Below are 13,323 nucleotides of genomic sequence, written 5' to 3' on the forward strand. Positions count from 1 at the left end.
ATCAAGGGAGGATCAAGAAATGGGTAAGCAAAAATTTGAAAGAACGAAACCCCACGTCAACGTAGGAACAATAGGCCACGTTGACCACGGTAAAACCACACTGACAGCAGCGATAACGCTAGTATTGAACAAGAGATTCGGAACAGGTGAATTCATCGACTACGCACACATAGACAAGGCACCAGAGGAGAGAGAAAGAGGAATCACTATATCAACATCCCACGTTGAGTACGAGACAGCAAACAGACACTACGCTCACGTAGACTGCCCAGGCCATGCTGACTATGTAAAGAACATGATCACCGGAGCAGCACAGATGGACGGAGCTATCCTTGTAGTATCAGCAGCAGACGGCCCAATGCCACAAACAAGAGAGCACATCCTTCTGTCAAGGCAGGTAGGTGTACCTAAGATAGTAGTATTCCTTAACAAGGAAGACATGGTAGACGACCCAGAGCTTATCGAGCTTGTAGAGATGGAAGTAAGAGAGCTGTTGACAGAATATGAATTCGACGGAGACAACACCCCTATCGTAGCAGGATCAGCATTGAAGGCGCTTGATGATCCAATGGGACCATGGGGAGACAAGATAGTTAAGCTTATGGATGCAGTAGACTCCTACATTCCACAGCCACAAAGAGAGATAGACAAGCCATTCCTGATGCCAGTAGAGGACGTATTCTCAATCACAGGAAGAGGAACAGTAGCAACAGGAAGAGTAGAAAGAGGAGTAGTAAAAACTGGAGACAACGTAGAGATAGTAGGTCTTACAGAAGAGTCCAGAACAGTAGTAGTAACCGGAGTAGAGATGTTCAGAAAGCTTCTTGATGAGGCACAGGCAGGAGACAACATAGGAGTGCTTCTAAGAGGAGTACAGAGAACAGAGATCGAAAGAGGCCAGGTACTTGCAAAGCCGAAGTCAATAAAGCCACACACGAAGTTTGACTCAGAGGTATTCGTACTGAGCAAGGAAGAGGGCGGAAGACATACCCCATTCTTCAATGGCTACAGACCACAGTTCTACTTCAGGACAACAGACGTAACAGGCGACATCAAGCTTGAAGAAGGCGTAGAGATGGTAATGCCAGGAGACAACGCAAGATTTGCAATCGAGCTTATCACACCGATCGCGATGGAAGAGGGATTGAGATTCGCGATAAGAGAAGGCGGAAGAACAGTTGGAGCAGGCGTTGTAACTAAGGTTTACGAATAAGACATAAACATACTTGCGATACTTGAAAGAAGGAGTTTCACTCCTTCTTTCGGTGTCGTTTAGATTCATGAAAAGACATCGAATTTTCAAGGCAAAACAGTAAAAAATACTTGTGTTTTGCTTTGTTTTGATGTAAACTGTACTAGTGTTTTGATTTAGACATTGCGATGAGGCAAAAGGTTGCTGCATTTGCAGGGAATTTTTGCTGAGAATGTCCGGTTATAAATCGGGCGACTGAGATCCGTAAATTTTAAAAAAAATAGAAAACACCCGGGAGGGTGTATCGGTGTCTCAAGTCGCATGTAGAGCATCAACATGCGATAGAAGGAGGGAAATTAAATGTCAAACAAGCAAAAAATAAGAATCAGGTTGAAGGCTTACGATCATGAGCTGCTGGATTCATCGGCACAGAGAATCGTAGAGACTGCTAAGAGAACAGGAGCTTCCGTATCAGGTCCGGTTCCATTGCCGACAGAGAAGGAGATCATAACTATTCTAAGAGCGGTCCATAAGTACAAGGATTCCAGAGAGCAATTCGAGCAAAGGACTCATAAGAGACTTATCGATATCTTCAATCCGAATCAAAAGACGGTCGATTCGCTAATGAAGCTGAATCTGCCTGCAGGCGTAGATATAGAGATAAAACTATAATAATTTATATGATTGCCTAAGAGGCAATCCGCTATAAAGTCGGAGGTGTAAAGCGATGAAAAATATGTTAGGCAAAAAAGTTGGTATGACTCAAATTTTCAAGGAAGACGGAACATTGGTTCCCGTTACTGTAATCGAAGCTGGTCCGCTGTTCGTAGTTCAAAAGAAGACAGTGGAGAAAGACGGATACAATGCGATTCAGGTTGGATTCGGCGACGTCAAGGAAAAGAGAATGACTAAGCCGGCTAAGGGACACTTTGACAAAGCAAATGTTGCTTACAGAAAGTTCCTTAGAGAATTCACTGTTGAGAATCCTGATGAGTTTGAAATAGGACAAGAGATAAAGGCAGACGTTTTTTCCGAGGGAGACATGGTTGATGTGACCGGAACATCTAAGGGAAAAGGAACAGCCGGCGTAATCAAGAGACATGGCTTTGGAAGAGGTAGAGAGACTCATGGTTCCAAGTTCCATAGAATGCCTGGTGGTATGTCAGCAGGTACCTATCCCGGAAGAGTATTCAAGGGACACAGAATGATGGGTAGAATGGGTAACGAAAGAGTTACTGTTCAAAATCTTGAGGTTGTAAGAGTGGACGCTGAGAAGAACCTGATACTTGTAAAGGGAGCAGTTCCCGGACCAAGAAAGGGTCTTGTATCCATCAAGGCAACCGTTAAAAAGTAATAATCCAGGCGGAAAGGAGGATGCAAAATGCCTAAAGTTAATGTATATAACATGCAAGGTGAACTAGTAGAAGAGATGGAGCTGAGTGAAGAAATATTCGGCGTTGAAATAAACGAGCACGTTGTCTATGAGGTTGTCAAGAATCAATTGGCGAATAAGAGACAGGGTACACAGTCTGCCAAGACGAGAGCTGAAGTTAGAGGTGGCGGTAGAAAGCCATGGAGACAAAAAGGCACTGGCAGGGCAAGACAAGGAAGCATCAGATCTCCACAATGGAAGGGCGGCGGAGTTGTTTTCGCACCGAAGCCAAGAGACTACAGCTACAGCGTACCGAAGAAGGTCAAAAGACTGGCTCTTAAGTCTGTGCTTACCGACAAGCTTCAAAACAATGAGATGATAGTTGTAGACCATTTGAGCTTTGACGCTCCAAAGACTAAGGATATGAAAAAGGTTCTTGCTAACCTTAAGGCTGACAAGAAGGCATTGATAGTTATGGCAGAGAAAGACGCCAACGTGATCAGATCAGCAAACAACATCCCGAATGTTGCAACTACACTTGTTAATACTATCAACGTTTACGACATACTGAAGTACAACTCATTCATAATAACGAAAGAGGCTGTTAAAAGAGTCGAGGAGGTGTATGCATAATGCGTATCCCACACGATATTATCATTAAACCGATAATTACCGAGAAGAGCATGGAGGATATGTCCTTCAACAAATATACATTCGCAGTTGACAAGAAAGCCAACAAATCTGAAATCAAGAAAGCAGTAGAGACGATTTTCGGAGTAAAGGTTGAAAAGGTCAACACGATGAACATGCTTGGGAAAATGAAGAGACAAGGAATGCACAGCGGAAGAAGACCAAGCTGGAAAAAAGCAATTGTGAAGCTTACTGATGACTCCAAGAAGATTGAGTTCTTCGAAGGGATGGAATAATTAGGAGATAAAAGGAGGGAAAACCAATGAGTATTAGGAAATTCAAACCTACTTCCCCTGCCAGAAGACAGATGAGCGTGTCAACATTCGAGGAAATCACTAAAACAGAACCTGAAAAATCATTAGTGGTAAGCCTAAATAAGAACAGTGGAAGAAACTCACAAGGTAGAATCACCATCCGTCATAGAGGCGGCGGTGCTAAGAAGAAATATAGAATAATAGACTTTAAGAGATCCAAGGATGGTATACCTGGAAAGGTAGCAGCTATAGAATACGATCCAAACAGAACTGCTAATATTGCTTTGATCAACTATGTTGACGGCGAGAAAAGATATATATTGGCTCCTCACAACATTAAGGTTGGAGATGTTATTGAGTCCGGCGAAAACGCAGACATCAAGATTGGAAACGCTCTTCAGCTCAAGGACATCCCTGTTGGTACAACGGTTCACAATGTAGAGCTTAAGCCTGGAAAAGGTGCTCAGCTTGTAAGATCAGCAGGAGCAAGTGCTCAGCTGATGGCTAAAGAAGGCAGAATGGCACAGCTAAAGCTTCCTTCAGGCGAATTCCGACTGGTACCGGTTGAATGCCGTGCGACTATTGGTCAGGTAGGAAATATCGATCATGAGAATATCACAATAGGTAAAGCCGGAAGATCCAGACATATGGGAATCAGGCCAACCGTCAGAGGTTCAGCCATGAACCCGGTTGATCACCCACACGGTGGTGGAGAAGGTAGAGCACCTATCGGTATGCCTGCACCAAGTACTCCATGGGGCAAGCCTGCTCTTGGATACAAGACAAGGAAGAAGAACAAGAGCTCAGATAAATATATCGTAAGAAGAAGAACGAAATAGTACTTCTGAAAGGAGGAAAAAACATGGGCAGATCCCTTAAAAAAGGACCATTTATCGACGGACATCTACTTAAAAAAGTAGAAGAGCTTAACAAGACTAATGATAAGAAAGTTATAAAGACCTGGTCACGTCGTTCAACTATATTTCCACAAATGGTAGGACATACCATAGCAGTACATGACGGGAGGAAACACGTTCCCGTATACGTAACAGAGGATATGGTAGGACACAAGCTGGGAGAATTTGTACCAACCAGAACTTTCAGAAGTCACGTTGACAAGAATGAAAAATCATCTGGTGTAAGAAGGTAAATCGAAGGGGGTTAGAAAAGTGGAAGCTAAAGCTATAGCTAAATATGTAAGGATTTCTCCGCTGAAGGTAAACTTCATATGTGCAGAAATCAGAGGCAAGCAAGTGGACGAAGCTCTCTCGATCCTTAAGTTTACACCTAAAAGAGGTGCAAAGGCTCTAGAGAAGGTATTGAATTCCGCTGTTGCAAACGCTGAAAACAACTTCAACATGGATAGAGAGAATCTTTATGTTTCAGAGGCTTATGCCAACGAAGGACCGAGAATGAAGAGATTCAGACCTAAGGCAAAGGGTATGGCATATCCGATCATAAAGAGAAGCAGTCACATTGGAGTAGTTGTCAAAGAACGCGAGTAGAAAAGGAGGGAAAGTTAATGGGTCAAAAAGTTAACCCGCACGGTCTCAGAGTCGGCATAATCAAAGATTGGGATTCAAAGTGGTATGCAGACAAGAAGACCTTCAATGAGTATCTGGTAGAAGACTTTAAAATCCGTGAATATATCAAGGAAAAGCTTTATATATCAGGCGTATCCAAGATTGAAATAGAAAGAGCAGCCAACAAGATCAAGGTTACCGTATTTACAGCTAAGCCTGGAATGGTAATAGGTAGAGGCGGAGCAGGAGTTGAGGAGCTTAGAGTCGCAGTTGAGAAGATGACAAAGAAGAGCGTCGTCGTCAATGTTGAGGAAATCAAAGTTCCAGAGCTGGACGCTCAATTGGTAGCAGAGAACATAGCTTCCCAGCTTGAGAGAAGGGTAACCTTCAGAAGAGCGATGAAGCAAGCTATCCAAAGAACTATGAGATCCGGAGCAAAGGGAATCAAAACTGCAGTCGCAGGAAGACTTGGTGGAGCTGATATGGCAAGAACAGAAGGCTACAGCGAGGGTACTATTCCTTTGCAGACACTTAGAGCAGACATTGATTATGGATTTGCAGAAGCCAACACAACTTACGGAAAGCTTGGAGTCAAGGTATGGCTTTATAAAGGAGAAGTTCTTCCTACTAAAAAAGTAGAAAAGCATGCAGTTGAGATAGCAACCGAAGAATAATTATTGCCGTAGGAAGGAGGAAAGTTGAAATGTTAATGCCTAAAAGAGTTAAATACCGAAGAGTTCATAGAGGAAGAATGAAGGGCAAGGCAATGAGAGGAAACACCATCACCTATGGTGAGTTCGGACTTCAAGCACTTGAGCCGGCATGGATCACTTCCAATCAAATAGAGTCAGCAAGACGTGCTATGACTAGGTACGTAAAGAGGGGCGGGAATATATGGATAAAGGTGTTCCCTGACAAGCCTGTTACTGAGAAACCAGCTGAGACTCGTATGGGTTCCGGAAAAGGATCACCAGAGTACTGGGTAGCGGTAGTAAAGCCAGGCAGAATATTGTTTGAAATGGGTGGCGTAACAGAGGAAGATGCAAGGGAGGCTATGAGACTTGCAGCTCACAAACTGCCTATTAAGACAAAATTCGTAACACGTGAAGAAACGCAAGATAAGGGTGGTGAAGCTAATGAAAGCTAAAGAAATTCGCCAAATGTCAGAGCAGGAACTAAACACAAAACTAATGGATTTAAAGTCAGAGCTTTTCAATTTGAGATTTCAATTGGCTACAGGTCAATTAGATAACCCCATGAGAATAAGTTCGGTTAGAAAAGATATCGCTCGTGTGAAAACCATCGTACGAGAAAGAGAATTATCCGTAAGGAAGGAGGTTTAATCTCTAAATGGAAAGAGGAAATCGTAAAGTCAAAATCGGTACAGTTGTAAGTGACAAGATGGATAAGACAGTTGTCGTTGCTATAGAGACGTTTGTTACTCACCCGATGTACAAGAAGCAGGTTAAGAGAACGACTAAATTCAAAGCCCACGATGAGAACAATGAATGTGCTGTCGGGGATAAGGTTCAAATAATGGAGACTAGACCACTTAGCAGGGATAAGAGATGGAGAGTAGTCGAGATTATTGAAAAAGCCAAATAGGACTTATTGCGAAGGGAGGTATTCAAATGATTCAAACCGAAAGCCGTATGAGAGTCGCTGATAATTCAGGAGCGAAAGAGCTTTTAGTTATCAGAGTTCTTGGCGGAACCAATAAAAAGTATGCCAGCGTTGGAGATATAGTTGTTTGTACGGTCAAAAGCGCAACACCTGGCGGGGTTGTAAAAAAAGGACAAGTTGTTAAGGCTGTTGTAGTCAGAACAAAGAAGGAAGTAAGGAGACAAGATGGTACTTACATCAAATTTGACGATAACGCAGCTGTTATTATAAAGGAAGATAAGAATCCGGTAGGAACTCGTATATTTGGGCCTGTTACAAGAGAGCTCAGAAGAGGAAACTACATGAAGATCATATCATTGGCACCGGAAGTACTATAGAAGGAGGTGTAGAGCATGCACGTTAAAAGCGGAGATACCGTTGTGGTAATATCAGGAAAAGATAAAGGCAAGACTGGGAAGATACTAAGGGCTATGCCTAAAGAAAATAGAGTCGTTGTTGAAGGCGTAAACATGGTAACTAAGCACAAGAAGACTGCCGGACCTACAAAACCGGGCGGGATCGTGAAGTTCGAGGCACCTCTGAACGTCTCGAAGGTAATGATATATTGCCCTAAGGACAAAACAGGAGTGCGTGTTGGCCATCAGATCCAAAAGGATGGAACTAAGGTAAGAGTCTGTAAGAAGTGCGGAGAAGTACTTGACAAATAATCAATGTAGAGAGGAGGTAATGGAATGACTTCCAGATTAAAAGACAAATATCAAAATGAAGTAATAAGTGCCTTGATGGAAAGGTTTAATTATACGAATGTCATGGAGGTACCAAAGCTTGAGAAGGTCATCATCAACATGGGACTTGGTGAAGCTAGGGACAATCCAAAGGTTCTTGAGTCAGCAGTTAAGGAGCTTGAAATCATAACAGGCCAAAAGCCTATCGTGACTAAGGCAAAGAAATCCATAGCTAACTTCAAGCTTAGAGAAGGTATGAAGGTAGGAGCTAAGGTTACTTTAAGAGGTCAAAGAATGTATGAATTCCTTGATAAGCTTATGAACATTGCTCTTCCAAGAGTTAGAGACTTCAGAGGTGTCAATGACACATCCTTCGACGGAAGAGGAAACTATGCGCTTGGAATCAAAGAACAGCTAATATTCCCTGAGATCGAATACGATATGGTTGACTCAATCAGAGGACTTGATATTGTAATCGTAACTACAGCTAAGACTGATGAAGAGGCTAGAGTATTCTTAGAGAAAATGGGAATGCCCTTTAGAAAGTAAAAGAGGAGGGGAAAATCTTGGCAAAGAAATCGATGATCGCTAAACAACAAAGGAAGCAAAAGTTTAGCTCACAAGAATATAGTAGATGCAAGCTATGCGGAAGACCTCATGCTGTATTAAGAAAATATGGCATTTGCCGTATCTGCTTCAGAGAATTAGCTTATAAGGGTCAAATCCCTGGAGTGAGAAAAGCCAGCTGGTAATTCTAAGGTTATGAAAGGAGGTAACAAAACATGATGACAGATCCAATCGCGGATATGTTAACGCGTATAAGAAACAGCAACAATGCTAAGCATGACTCAGTAGATGTTCCTGCTTCCAATATAAAGAAAGAAATAGCCCAAATCCTTCTAAGCGAAGGCTTCATCAAAGGATTTGACGTTATCGAAGACGGTAAGCAAGGTATTATTAGAATAGATTTGAAATATGGTAAGAGCAGTGAGAAGGTAATAAGCGGAATCAAGAGGATATCAAAGCCAGGACTTAAGGTATATGTCAAGAGCGACGAGATCCCAAGAGTGCTTGGCGGCCTTGGAATTGCTGTATTATCAACATCAAAAGGTATAATGACAGACAAACAGGCAAGAAAAGAAAATGTGGGTGGAGAAGTAATTTGTTACGTTTGGTAATAATTACTAGATTATTGGAACAGGAGGTGCACTCATGTCAAGAATAGGTTTAAAGCCAATTAATCTGCCAAGCGGAGTAGAAATCAAAATAAACGACGAAAACTTCGTTGAGGTAAAGGGTCCAAAAGGACAGTTATCTGAGCAATTAAGCCCTGAGATGGCTATTACAATAGAAGACGGCGTACTGAATGTATCCAGACCGTCAGAGACGAAGAAGCACAAGTCCCTTCATGGATTGTCAAGGACATTGATATCAAACATGATCGTTGGAGTTACTGAAGGTTATTCAAAGACACTGGATATAGTAGGTACAGGATATAGAGCTGCAAAGAATGGGAACAAGCTGGTTCTTACACTTGGCTATTCACATCCTATAGAGCTTGAGGATCCAAGCGGGATAGAGGTAGAGGTTCCTGCACAAAACAAGATAATAGTTAAAGGGATAAATAAGCAACAGGTTGGAAACTACGCGGCTAAGATCAGGGATTATAGAAAGCCTGAGCCATATAAGGGCAAGGGAGTCAAGTACTCTGATGAGGTTGTCAGACGTAAGGTTGGAAAAACAGGTAAGTAGAAGGGAGTGAACAGATTTGCTTAAGAAAATTGATAAGAATAAGACCAGAAAAGTTAGACATACGAGAGTAAGGCAAAAAGTTTATGGCACTCCTGTGAAACCAAGACTGAATATATATAGAAGCGGAAGCCATATATATGCACAGATCATTGATGACGTTGCAGGCCACACTTTGGCAGCTGCATCGACCCTGGACAAAACTTTAGACCTTGCCTCAACCAAGAACAAGGAAGCTGCAAAAGTCGTAGGACAAACAATCGCAAAAAGAGCTCTGGAGAAGGGCATTGAAGAGGTTGTTTTCGACAGAGGCGGCTATCTGTACCATGGAAGAGTAAAAGAGCTTGCAGATGGAGCAAGAGAAGCAGGACTGAAATTTTAGTAGAAGGAGGGGAATAAATGGAACGTTTGTATATAGATGCAAGTGAATTGGATTTGAAAGAAAGAGTTGTCAATATTAACCGTGTAACCAAGGTTGTTAAGGGCGGTAGAAACTTCAGATTCAGCGCATTGGTCGTAGTTGGAGACGAGAACGGCCATGTTGGAGTCGGAATGGCTAAGGCCATGGAGGTTCCTGAAGCAATCAGAAAAGCAATTCAGGACGCTAAAAAGCACGTTATAGAGATACCGTTGGTAGGAACAACTATCCCTCACGAAATTACTGGAATCTACGGGGCAGGAAGAGTTCTGTTGAAGCCGTCAAAAGAGGGTACGGGAGTTATTGCAGGCGGAGCTGTTCGTGCTGTTTGCGAGCTTGTCGGTATAAGAGACATCAGGACCAAGTCGCTTGGTTCAAATAACCCGAGAAACGTAGTTAACGCAACATTGGAAGCTCTTAAGGGATTGAAGAGGGTCGAGGAAGTTGCCAAACTTAGAGGAAAAACCGTAGAAGAAATACTAGGTTAGGGGGGAAGGAAATGACTATGATCAAAATCAAATTGGTTAAGAGTCTCATCGGGAGACCTGAAATCCATAGAAAAACAGTCAAAGCCCTTGGATTAAGGAAGATCGGTCAAGTAGTGGAAAAGAATGATACCCCTCAAATCAGAGGTATGATACATCAAGTAGACTACATGGTTGAAGTAATAGACTAATAAAGGAGGTGTACCAATTGAAACTGAATGATTTAAGACCAAACGCCGGTGGTGGGTCCAAACCGAAAAAGAGACTTGGACGTGGAACTGGATCAGGACTTGGTAAAACATCTGGTAAGGGACACAAAGGCCAAAATGCAAGATCAGGCGGTGGAGTAAGACCTGGTTTTGAGGGTGGCCAAATGCCTTTGTTTAGAAGAATGCCAAAGCGTGGTTTTACCAATATTTTCGCTACTGAATACGCGATCGTTAATCTCGAAGATTTAAATAGATTTGAAGAAAATACAGTTGTTACTCCAGAACTGCTGTTTGCAGAAGGGATCGTCAAGCCAGGAAAGGCTAAGGACGGAGTTAAGATCCTTGGAGATGGAGAATTAAGCGTCAAATTGACAGTTCAGGCACATAAATTCAGCAAAACCGCCGCTGAGAAGATCGAAGCAGCGGGGGGAAAGGTTGAGGTGATTTAGATGCTTTCAACCTTAAGGAATGCATGGAGAGTGCCAGACATAAGAAAAAAGCTGATATTCACAGTATTGATGCTTCTTGTTGTTAGACTTGGAGCAGCGATACCTGTGCCTTTTATGAATAAGGATATAATCAGCAGCATTTTCAACAGCAGTCAAGGTGGGATCCTTCAGTTCCTGGACATGATGGGAGGGGGAACCTTCAGCAGCTACAGTATATTTGCTGCAAACATCTATCCATACATTACAGCATCGATCATTATACAGCTTTTAACCATCGCAATTCCCAAGCTTGAAGAGATTGCTAAGGAAGGCGAGGAAGGTAAGAAAAAGATCAATAGATACACTAGATATGGCGCCATAGTATTGGCAGCTGTTCAAGCAAGTGGATACACGTTTGGATTGTTCCGACAAGCTTTGGAAACTTCAAATGTGATGCAAACAATAATTGTCATACTGTCCATGGTTGCTGGAACTGCATTTCTTATGTGGATCGGAGAGCTTATATCAGAGAAGGGTATCGGAAACGGTATTTCACTTTTGATTTTCATAGGAATAATTTCAAGACTTCCATCTGATATCATCAATTGGGTCAGATTGGTCAGCATTGGACAAATGAGCGCGATTACTCTTATACTTTTCGGAGTTGTTCTGCTTGCAATCATAGTATTCGTTGTTGCATTGCAAGAGGGTGAAAGAAGGATACCGGTCCAGTATGCAAAAAGAGTAGTTGGAAGGAAAATGTACGGAGGACAAAGCACTCATATCCCTATAAAGGTATTGATGGCTGGAGTTATTCCTGTAATCTTTTCTTCATCATTACTGGCACTTCCCCAAACACTGGCACTATTCTCACAAGGCGGAGTAACTCAGTGGATCGAGAAGTATCTGACACCTTCAGGAAATGTCGGGATTTGGATATACTCAATATTAAATATACTGTTGATAGTGTTCTTCACTTATTTCTATACAGCAGTTCAGTTCAATACTGTTGAATACTCAAAGAACCTGCAGCAGCATGGTGGCTTCATTCCAGGGATCAGACCGGGAAGACCAACCTCTGATTATCTAAATAAGGTAGTCAATAGAGTTGTTTTCATTGGTGGTATATCACTGGCTATACTGGCGACACTTCCGACTGTTATGTCAAAGGTGTTTGATATGAATATCAACTTTGGCGGAACTGCAATTATAATCGTAGTCGGTGTTGCTCTGGAGACTATGAAGCAGATCGAGTCTCAGCTATTGATGAGACATTACAAAGGATTCTTGAAATAGACTATAGGAGATGATTCGATGAGATTAGTATTACTAGGTCCTCCAGGAGCAGGTAAGGGTACTCAGGCATCAGCTATAGTAGAAAAATACAAAATACCCCATATTTCTACAGGGGACATATTCAGAGCGAATATAAAAGAAGGTACAGCACTTGGCAAGGAAGCCAAGTCCTATATGGACAAGGGACTTCTTGTTCCTGACGAGCTGGTTGTTTCAATCGTTAAGGACAGGTTGCTGAAGGACGATTGTGCAAAAGGATTTTTGCTCGATGGTTTTCCAAGAACGGTAAATCAGGCAGAGTCATTGGATTCCGAGCTTAGCAAAATGGGTATCGAATTAGACAGAGTTATTAATATAAACGCAAATGCTGAAATACTGATTGAGAGAGCGGTTGGAAGGAGAATATGCAGAGAGTGTGGAGCTACCTACCATATCAAGTTCAATCCTCCCAAGGTTGAAGGTGTATGCGACAAGGATGGAGGAGAACTCTATCAAAGAGATGATGACAACGAGAGTACCGTCTCTACCAGGATAAATGTTTACATGGAGCAAACTCAACCGCTTATAGACTACTATGGCGATAAGGGGCTTCTGTTGGACGTTGATGGCACACTTGAGATTAGTACTGTATTTGAACTCATCACTGAAGCACTGGATAACTAGAAGAGGTGAATACAATGGATTCAACTAGTGACATATCCATCGGACAGGTGGTAAAGTCAAGAGCTGGCCGCGACAAGGGAAGGATCTTCCTGGTATATGGGGTAGTTGATGAGCAATACGTCTATATTGTAGATGGAGACCTCAGAAGGCTTGACAGTCCCAAGAAAAAGAAGATCAAGCACTTGATAGTTTTCAACACTGTGCTGCCCGAATTCAAGGAAAAGATAGAAAACAGCGTTAAGATTAACAACTCATATATTAGAAAGATATTGGAACCTTTCAATAAGAGTTTCTAAACGTTCTGAACAGGAGGTTCGAAATCCAATGGCTAAAAAAGAAGACGTCATCGAGGTTGAGGGTACTGTGGTGGATGCGCTGCCAAATGCCATATTCAAGGTTAAGCTTGAAAATGGTCATGAAATTTTAGCCCATATCTCCGGCAAACTGAGAATGAACTACATCAGGATATTGCCTGGGGACACCGTAACCGTGGAGCTTTCTCCCTACGATTTGACAAGGGGCAGAATAACCTGGCGAAACAAGTAGCATAGGAGGGATTATTGTGAAGATCAGACCATCCGTAAAAAAGATGTGTGAAAAATGCAAGATCATAAAAAGAAAAGGACGAGTAATGGTTATCTGTGAAAATCCTAAACATAAGCAAAAGCAAGGCTAATGGAAGATATTGATTATAGG

Annotated in this window: 27 protein-coding genes; all 27 read left to right on the forward strand. The window is 42.3% G+C overall.

Features of this window, described 5'->3' with window-relative positions; genetic code table 11:
* Positions 1-19 precede the first annotated feature (19 nt).
* The 27 genes from tuf (at position 20) to rpmJ (ending at position 13,303) form a co-directional block, all read left to right on the forward strand.
* Positions 20-1,213, forward strand: coding sequence for an elongation factor Tu (tuf, locus tag AC4PHB_RS01310; protein WP_492136868.1), 1,194 nt, complete (start codon positions 20-22; stop codon positions 1,211-1,213).
* 339 nt (positions 1,214-1,552) lie between these two features.
* Entirely contained in the window at positions 1,553-1,864 is a 312-nt protein-coding gene (rpsJ, locus tag AC4PHB_RS01315; RefSeq protein ID WP_492136880.1) for a 30S ribosomal protein S10, read from the forward strand.
* A gap of 55 nt (positions 1,865-1,919) precedes the next feature.
* Positions 1,920-2,546: a 50S ribosomal protein L3 gene (gene rplC, locus AC4PHB_RS01320; protein WP_492136881.1), complete on the forward strand. Its 627-nt coding sequence runs from the start codon at positions 1,920-1,922 to the stop codon at positions 2,544-2,546.
* A 27-nt stretch (positions 2,547-2,573) separates the two neighbouring features.
* Positions 2,574-3,197 carry a 50S ribosomal protein L4 gene (gene rplD / locus AC4PHB_RS01325; RefSeq protein ID WP_492136882.1) on the forward strand — a complete coding sequence of 208 codons (624 nt, stop codon included), beginning with the start codon at positions 2,574-2,576 and terminating at the stop codon, positions 3,195-3,197.
* Complete coding sequence (rplW, locus tag AC4PHB_RS01330; protein WP_320405342.1) at positions 3,197-3,490, forward strand: 50S ribosomal protein L23; 294 nt, start codon at positions 3,197-3,199, stop codon at positions 3,488-3,490. The genes rplD and rplW overlap by 1 nt, the downstream gene beginning before the upstream one ends.
* 26 nt (positions 3,491-3,516) lie before the next feature.
* Entirely contained in the window at positions 3,517-4,347 is an 831-nt protein-coding gene (rplB, locus tag AC4PHB_RS01335) for a 50S ribosomal protein L2 (protein WP_492136883.1), read from the forward strand.
* A gap of 23 nt (positions 4,348-4,370) precedes the next feature.
* The gene (gene rpsS / locus AC4PHB_RS01340; protein ID WP_128426454.1) at positions 4,371-4,658 is read left to right on the forward strand and encodes a 30S ribosomal protein S19; all 288 of its coding nucleotides are present in this window, start codon (positions 4,371-4,373) and stop codon (positions 4,656-4,658) included.
* A 19-nt stretch (positions 4,659-4,677) separates the two neighbouring features.
* Positions 4,678-5,013, forward strand: a complete 336-nt coding sequence (rplV, locus tag AC4PHB_RS01345; RefSeq protein WP_128426453.1) for a 50S ribosomal protein L22 — start codon at positions 4,678-4,680, stop codon at positions 5,011-5,013.
* Between the two features lie 17 nt (positions 5,014-5,030).
* A complete protein-coding gene (gene rpsC, locus AC4PHB_RS01350) occupies positions 5,031-5,705 on the forward strand; it encodes a 30S ribosomal protein S3 (RefSeq protein WP_492136884.1) in 675 nt (224 codons plus the stop codon).
* Positions 5,706-5,734: 29 nt separating this feature from the next.
* Positions 5,735-6,178: a 50S ribosomal protein L16 gene (gene rplP, locus AC4PHB_RS01355; protein ID WP_128426451.1), complete on the forward strand. Its 444-nt coding sequence runs from the start codon at positions 5,735-5,737 to the stop codon at positions 6,176-6,178.
* A complete protein-coding gene (gene rpmC / locus AC4PHB_RS01360) occupies positions 6,168-6,374 on the forward strand; it encodes a 50S ribosomal protein L29 (protein ID WP_128426450.1) in 207 nt (68 codons plus the stop codon). Before rplP ends, rpmC begins: the two co-directional genes overlap by 11 nt.
* A gap of 7 nt (positions 6,375-6,381) precedes the next feature.
* Positions 6,382-6,636 carry a 30S ribosomal protein S17 gene (rpsQ, locus tag AC4PHB_RS01365; protein ID WP_492136885.1) on the forward strand — a complete coding sequence of 85 codons (255 nt, stop codon included), beginning with the start codon at positions 6,382-6,384 and terminating at the stop codon, positions 6,634-6,636.
* 26 nt (positions 6,637-6,662) lie between these two features.
* Positions 6,663-7,031, forward strand: coding sequence for a 50S ribosomal protein L14 (rplN, locus tag AC4PHB_RS01370; RefSeq protein WP_492136886.1), 369 nt, complete (start codon positions 6,663-6,665; stop codon positions 7,029-7,031).
* Between the two features lie 15 nt (positions 7,032-7,046).
* Positions 7,047-7,361, forward strand: a complete 315-nt coding sequence (rplX, locus tag AC4PHB_RS01375; protein ID WP_492136887.1) for a 50S ribosomal protein L24 — start codon at positions 7,047-7,049, stop codon at positions 7,359-7,361.
* A 24-nt stretch (positions 7,362-7,385) separates the two neighbouring features.
* Complete coding sequence (rplE, locus tag AC4PHB_RS01380; RefSeq protein ID WP_492136888.1) at positions 7,386-7,928, forward strand: 50S ribosomal protein L5; 543 nt, start codon at positions 7,386-7,388, stop codon at positions 7,926-7,928.
* Between the two features lie 17 nt (positions 7,929-7,945).
* Positions 7,946-8,131 carry a type Z 30S ribosomal protein S14 gene (locus AC4PHB_RS01385; protein ID WP_320405346.1) on the forward strand — a complete coding sequence of 62 codons (186 nt, stop codon included), beginning with the start codon at positions 7,946-7,948 and terminating at the stop codon, positions 8,129-8,131.
* Positions 8,132-8,161: 30 nt separating this feature from the next.
* Entirely contained in the window at positions 8,162-8,557 is a 396-nt protein-coding gene (rpsH, locus tag AC4PHB_RS01390) for a 30S ribosomal protein S8 (RefSeq protein WP_492136889.1), read from the forward strand.
* A 34-nt stretch (positions 8,558-8,591) separates the two neighbouring features.
* Complete coding sequence (rplF, locus tag AC4PHB_RS01395; protein WP_492136890.1) at positions 8,592-9,131, forward strand: 50S ribosomal protein L6; 540 nt, start codon at positions 8,592-8,594, stop codon at positions 9,129-9,131.
* Between the two features lie 16 nt (positions 9,132-9,147).
* Entirely contained in the window at positions 9,148-9,510 is a 363-nt protein-coding gene (gene rplR / locus AC4PHB_RS01400; RefSeq protein WP_128426442.1) for a 50S ribosomal protein L18, read from the forward strand.
* 17 nt (positions 9,511-9,527) lie between these two features.
* Positions 9,528-10,034 carry a 30S ribosomal protein S5 gene (rpsE, locus tag AC4PHB_RS01405; protein WP_492136891.1) on the forward strand — a complete coding sequence of 169 codons (507 nt, stop codon included), beginning with the start codon at positions 9,528-9,530 and terminating at the stop codon, positions 10,032-10,034.
* Positions 10,035-10,045: 11 nt separating this feature from the next.
* Complete coding sequence (rpmD, locus tag AC4PHB_RS01410) at positions 10,046-10,222, forward strand: 50S ribosomal protein L30 (protein ID WP_128426440.1); 177 nt, start codon at positions 10,046-10,048, stop codon at positions 10,220-10,222.
* A gap of 17 nt (positions 10,223-10,239) precedes the next feature.
* Positions 10,240-10,689: a 50S ribosomal protein L15 gene (gene rplO / locus AC4PHB_RS01415; protein WP_492136892.1), complete on the forward strand. Its 450-nt coding sequence runs from the start codon at positions 10,240-10,242 to the stop codon at positions 10,687-10,689.
* Positions 10,690-11,964: a preprotein translocase subunit SecY gene (gene secY, locus AC4PHB_RS01420; protein WP_492136893.1), complete on the forward strand. Its 1,275-nt coding sequence runs from the start codon at positions 10,690-10,692 to the stop codon at positions 11,962-11,964.
* 18 nt (positions 11,965-11,982) lie between these two features.
* Positions 11,983-12,627: an adenylate kinase gene (locus AC4PHB_RS01425; RefSeq protein WP_320405350.1), complete on the forward strand. Its 645-nt coding sequence runs from the start codon at positions 11,983-11,985 to the stop codon at positions 12,625-12,627.
* Between the two features lie 14 nt (positions 12,628-12,641).
* Positions 12,642-12,923 (forward strand): KOW domain-containing RNA-binding protein, encoded by a 282-nt coding sequence (locus AC4PHB_RS01430; RefSeq protein WP_492136894.1) that lies wholly within the window; start codon positions 12,642-12,644, stop codon positions 12,921-12,923.
* Positions 12,924-12,951: 28 nt separating this feature from the next.
* Positions 12,952-13,173, forward strand: a complete 222-nt coding sequence (infA, locus tag AC4PHB_RS01435; protein ID WP_128426435.1) for a translation initiation factor IF-1 — start codon at positions 12,952-12,954, stop codon at positions 13,171-13,173.
* A 16-nt stretch (positions 13,174-13,189) separates the two neighbouring features.
* Positions 13,190-13,303 (forward strand): 50S ribosomal protein L36, encoded by a 114-nt coding sequence (gene rpmJ / locus AC4PHB_RS01440; protein WP_128426434.1) that lies wholly within the window; start codon positions 13,190-13,192, stop codon positions 13,301-13,303.
* Positions 13,304-13,323 lie beyond the last annotated feature (20 nt).

The organism is Gudongella sp. QWL-04, assembly GCF_058683975.1.

Excerpts from the sequence above, each read along its gene's own strand:
- tuf (WP_492136868.1), top strand. The coding sequence starts at position 20 with ATGGGTAAGCAAAAATTTGAAAGAACGAAACCCCACGTCAACGTAGGA.
- rpsJ (WP_492136880.1), top strand. The coding sequence starts at position 1,553 with ATGTCAAACAAGCAAAAAATAAGAATCAGGTTGAAGGCTTACGATCAT.
- rplC (WP_492136881.1), top strand. The coding sequence starts at position 1,920 with ATGAAAAATATGTTAGGCAAAAAAGTTGGTATGACTCAAATTTTCAAG.
- rplD (WP_492136882.1), top strand. The coding sequence starts at position 2,574 with ATGCCTAAAGTTAATGTATATAACATGCAAGGTGAACTAGTAGAAGAG.
- rplW (WP_320405342.1), top strand. The coding sequence starts at position 3,197 with ATGCGTATCCCACACGATATTATCATTAAACCGATAATTACCGAGAAG.
- rplB (WP_492136883.1), top strand. The coding sequence starts at position 3,517 with ATGAGTATTAGGAAATTCAAACCTACTTCCCCTGCCAGAAGACAGATG.
- rpsS (WP_128426454.1), top strand. The coding sequence starts at position 4,371 with ATGGGCAGATCCCTTAAAAAAGGACCATTTATCGACGGACATCTACTT.
- rpsC (WP_492136884.1), top strand. The coding sequence starts at position 5,031 with ATGGGTCAAAAAGTTAACCCGCACGGTCTCAGAGTCGGCATAATCAAA.
- rplP (WP_128426451.1), top strand. The coding sequence starts at position 5,735 with ATGTTAATGCCTAAAAGAGTTAAATACCGAAGAGTTCATAGAGGAAGA.
- rpmC (WP_128426450.1), top strand. The coding sequence starts at position 6,168 with ATGAAAGCTAAAGAAATTCGCCAAATGTCAGAGCAGGAACTAAACACA.
- rpsQ (WP_492136885.1), top strand. The coding sequence starts at position 6,382 with ATGGAAAGAGGAAATCGTAAAGTCAAAATCGGTACAGTTGTAAGTGAC.
- rplN (WP_492136886.1), top strand. The coding sequence starts at position 6,663 with ATGATTCAAACCGAAAGCCGTATGAGAGTCGCTGATAATTCAGGAGCG.
- rplX (WP_492136887.1), top strand. The coding sequence starts at position 7,047 with ATGCACGTTAAAAGCGGAGATACCGTTGTGGTAATATCAGGAAAAGAT.
- rplE (WP_492136888.1), top strand. The coding sequence starts at position 7,386 with ATGACTTCCAGATTAAAAGACAAATATCAAAATGAAGTAATAAGTGCC.
- rpsH (WP_492136889.1), top strand. The coding sequence starts at position 8,162 with ATGATGACAGATCCAATCGCGGATATGTTAACGCGTATAAGAAACAGC.
- rplF (WP_492136890.1), top strand. The coding sequence starts at position 8,592 with ATGTCAAGAATAGGTTTAAAGCCAATTAATCTGCCAAGCGGAGTAGAA.
- rpsE (WP_492136891.1), top strand. The coding sequence starts at position 9,528 with ATGGAACGTTTGTATATAGATGCAAGTGAATTGGATTTGAAAGAAAGA.
- rpmD (WP_128426440.1), top strand. The coding sequence starts at position 10,046 with ATGACTATGATCAAAATCAAATTGGTTAAGAGTCTCATCGGGAGACCT.
- secY (WP_492136893.1), top strand. The coding sequence starts at position 10,690 with ATGCTTTCAACCTTAAGGAATGCATGGAGAGTGCCAGACATAAGAAAA.
- AC4PHB_RS01425 (WP_320405350.1), top strand. The coding sequence starts at position 11,983 with ATGAGATTAGTATTACTAGGTCCTCCAGGAGCAGGTAAGGGTACTCAG.
- AC4PHB_RS01430 (WP_492136894.1), top strand. The coding sequence starts at position 12,642 with ATGGATTCAACTAGTGACATATCCATCGGACAGGTGGTAAAGTCAAGA.
- infA (WP_128426435.1), top strand. The coding sequence starts at position 12,952 with ATGGCTAAAAAAGAAGACGTCATCGAGGTTGAGGGTACTGTGGTGGAT.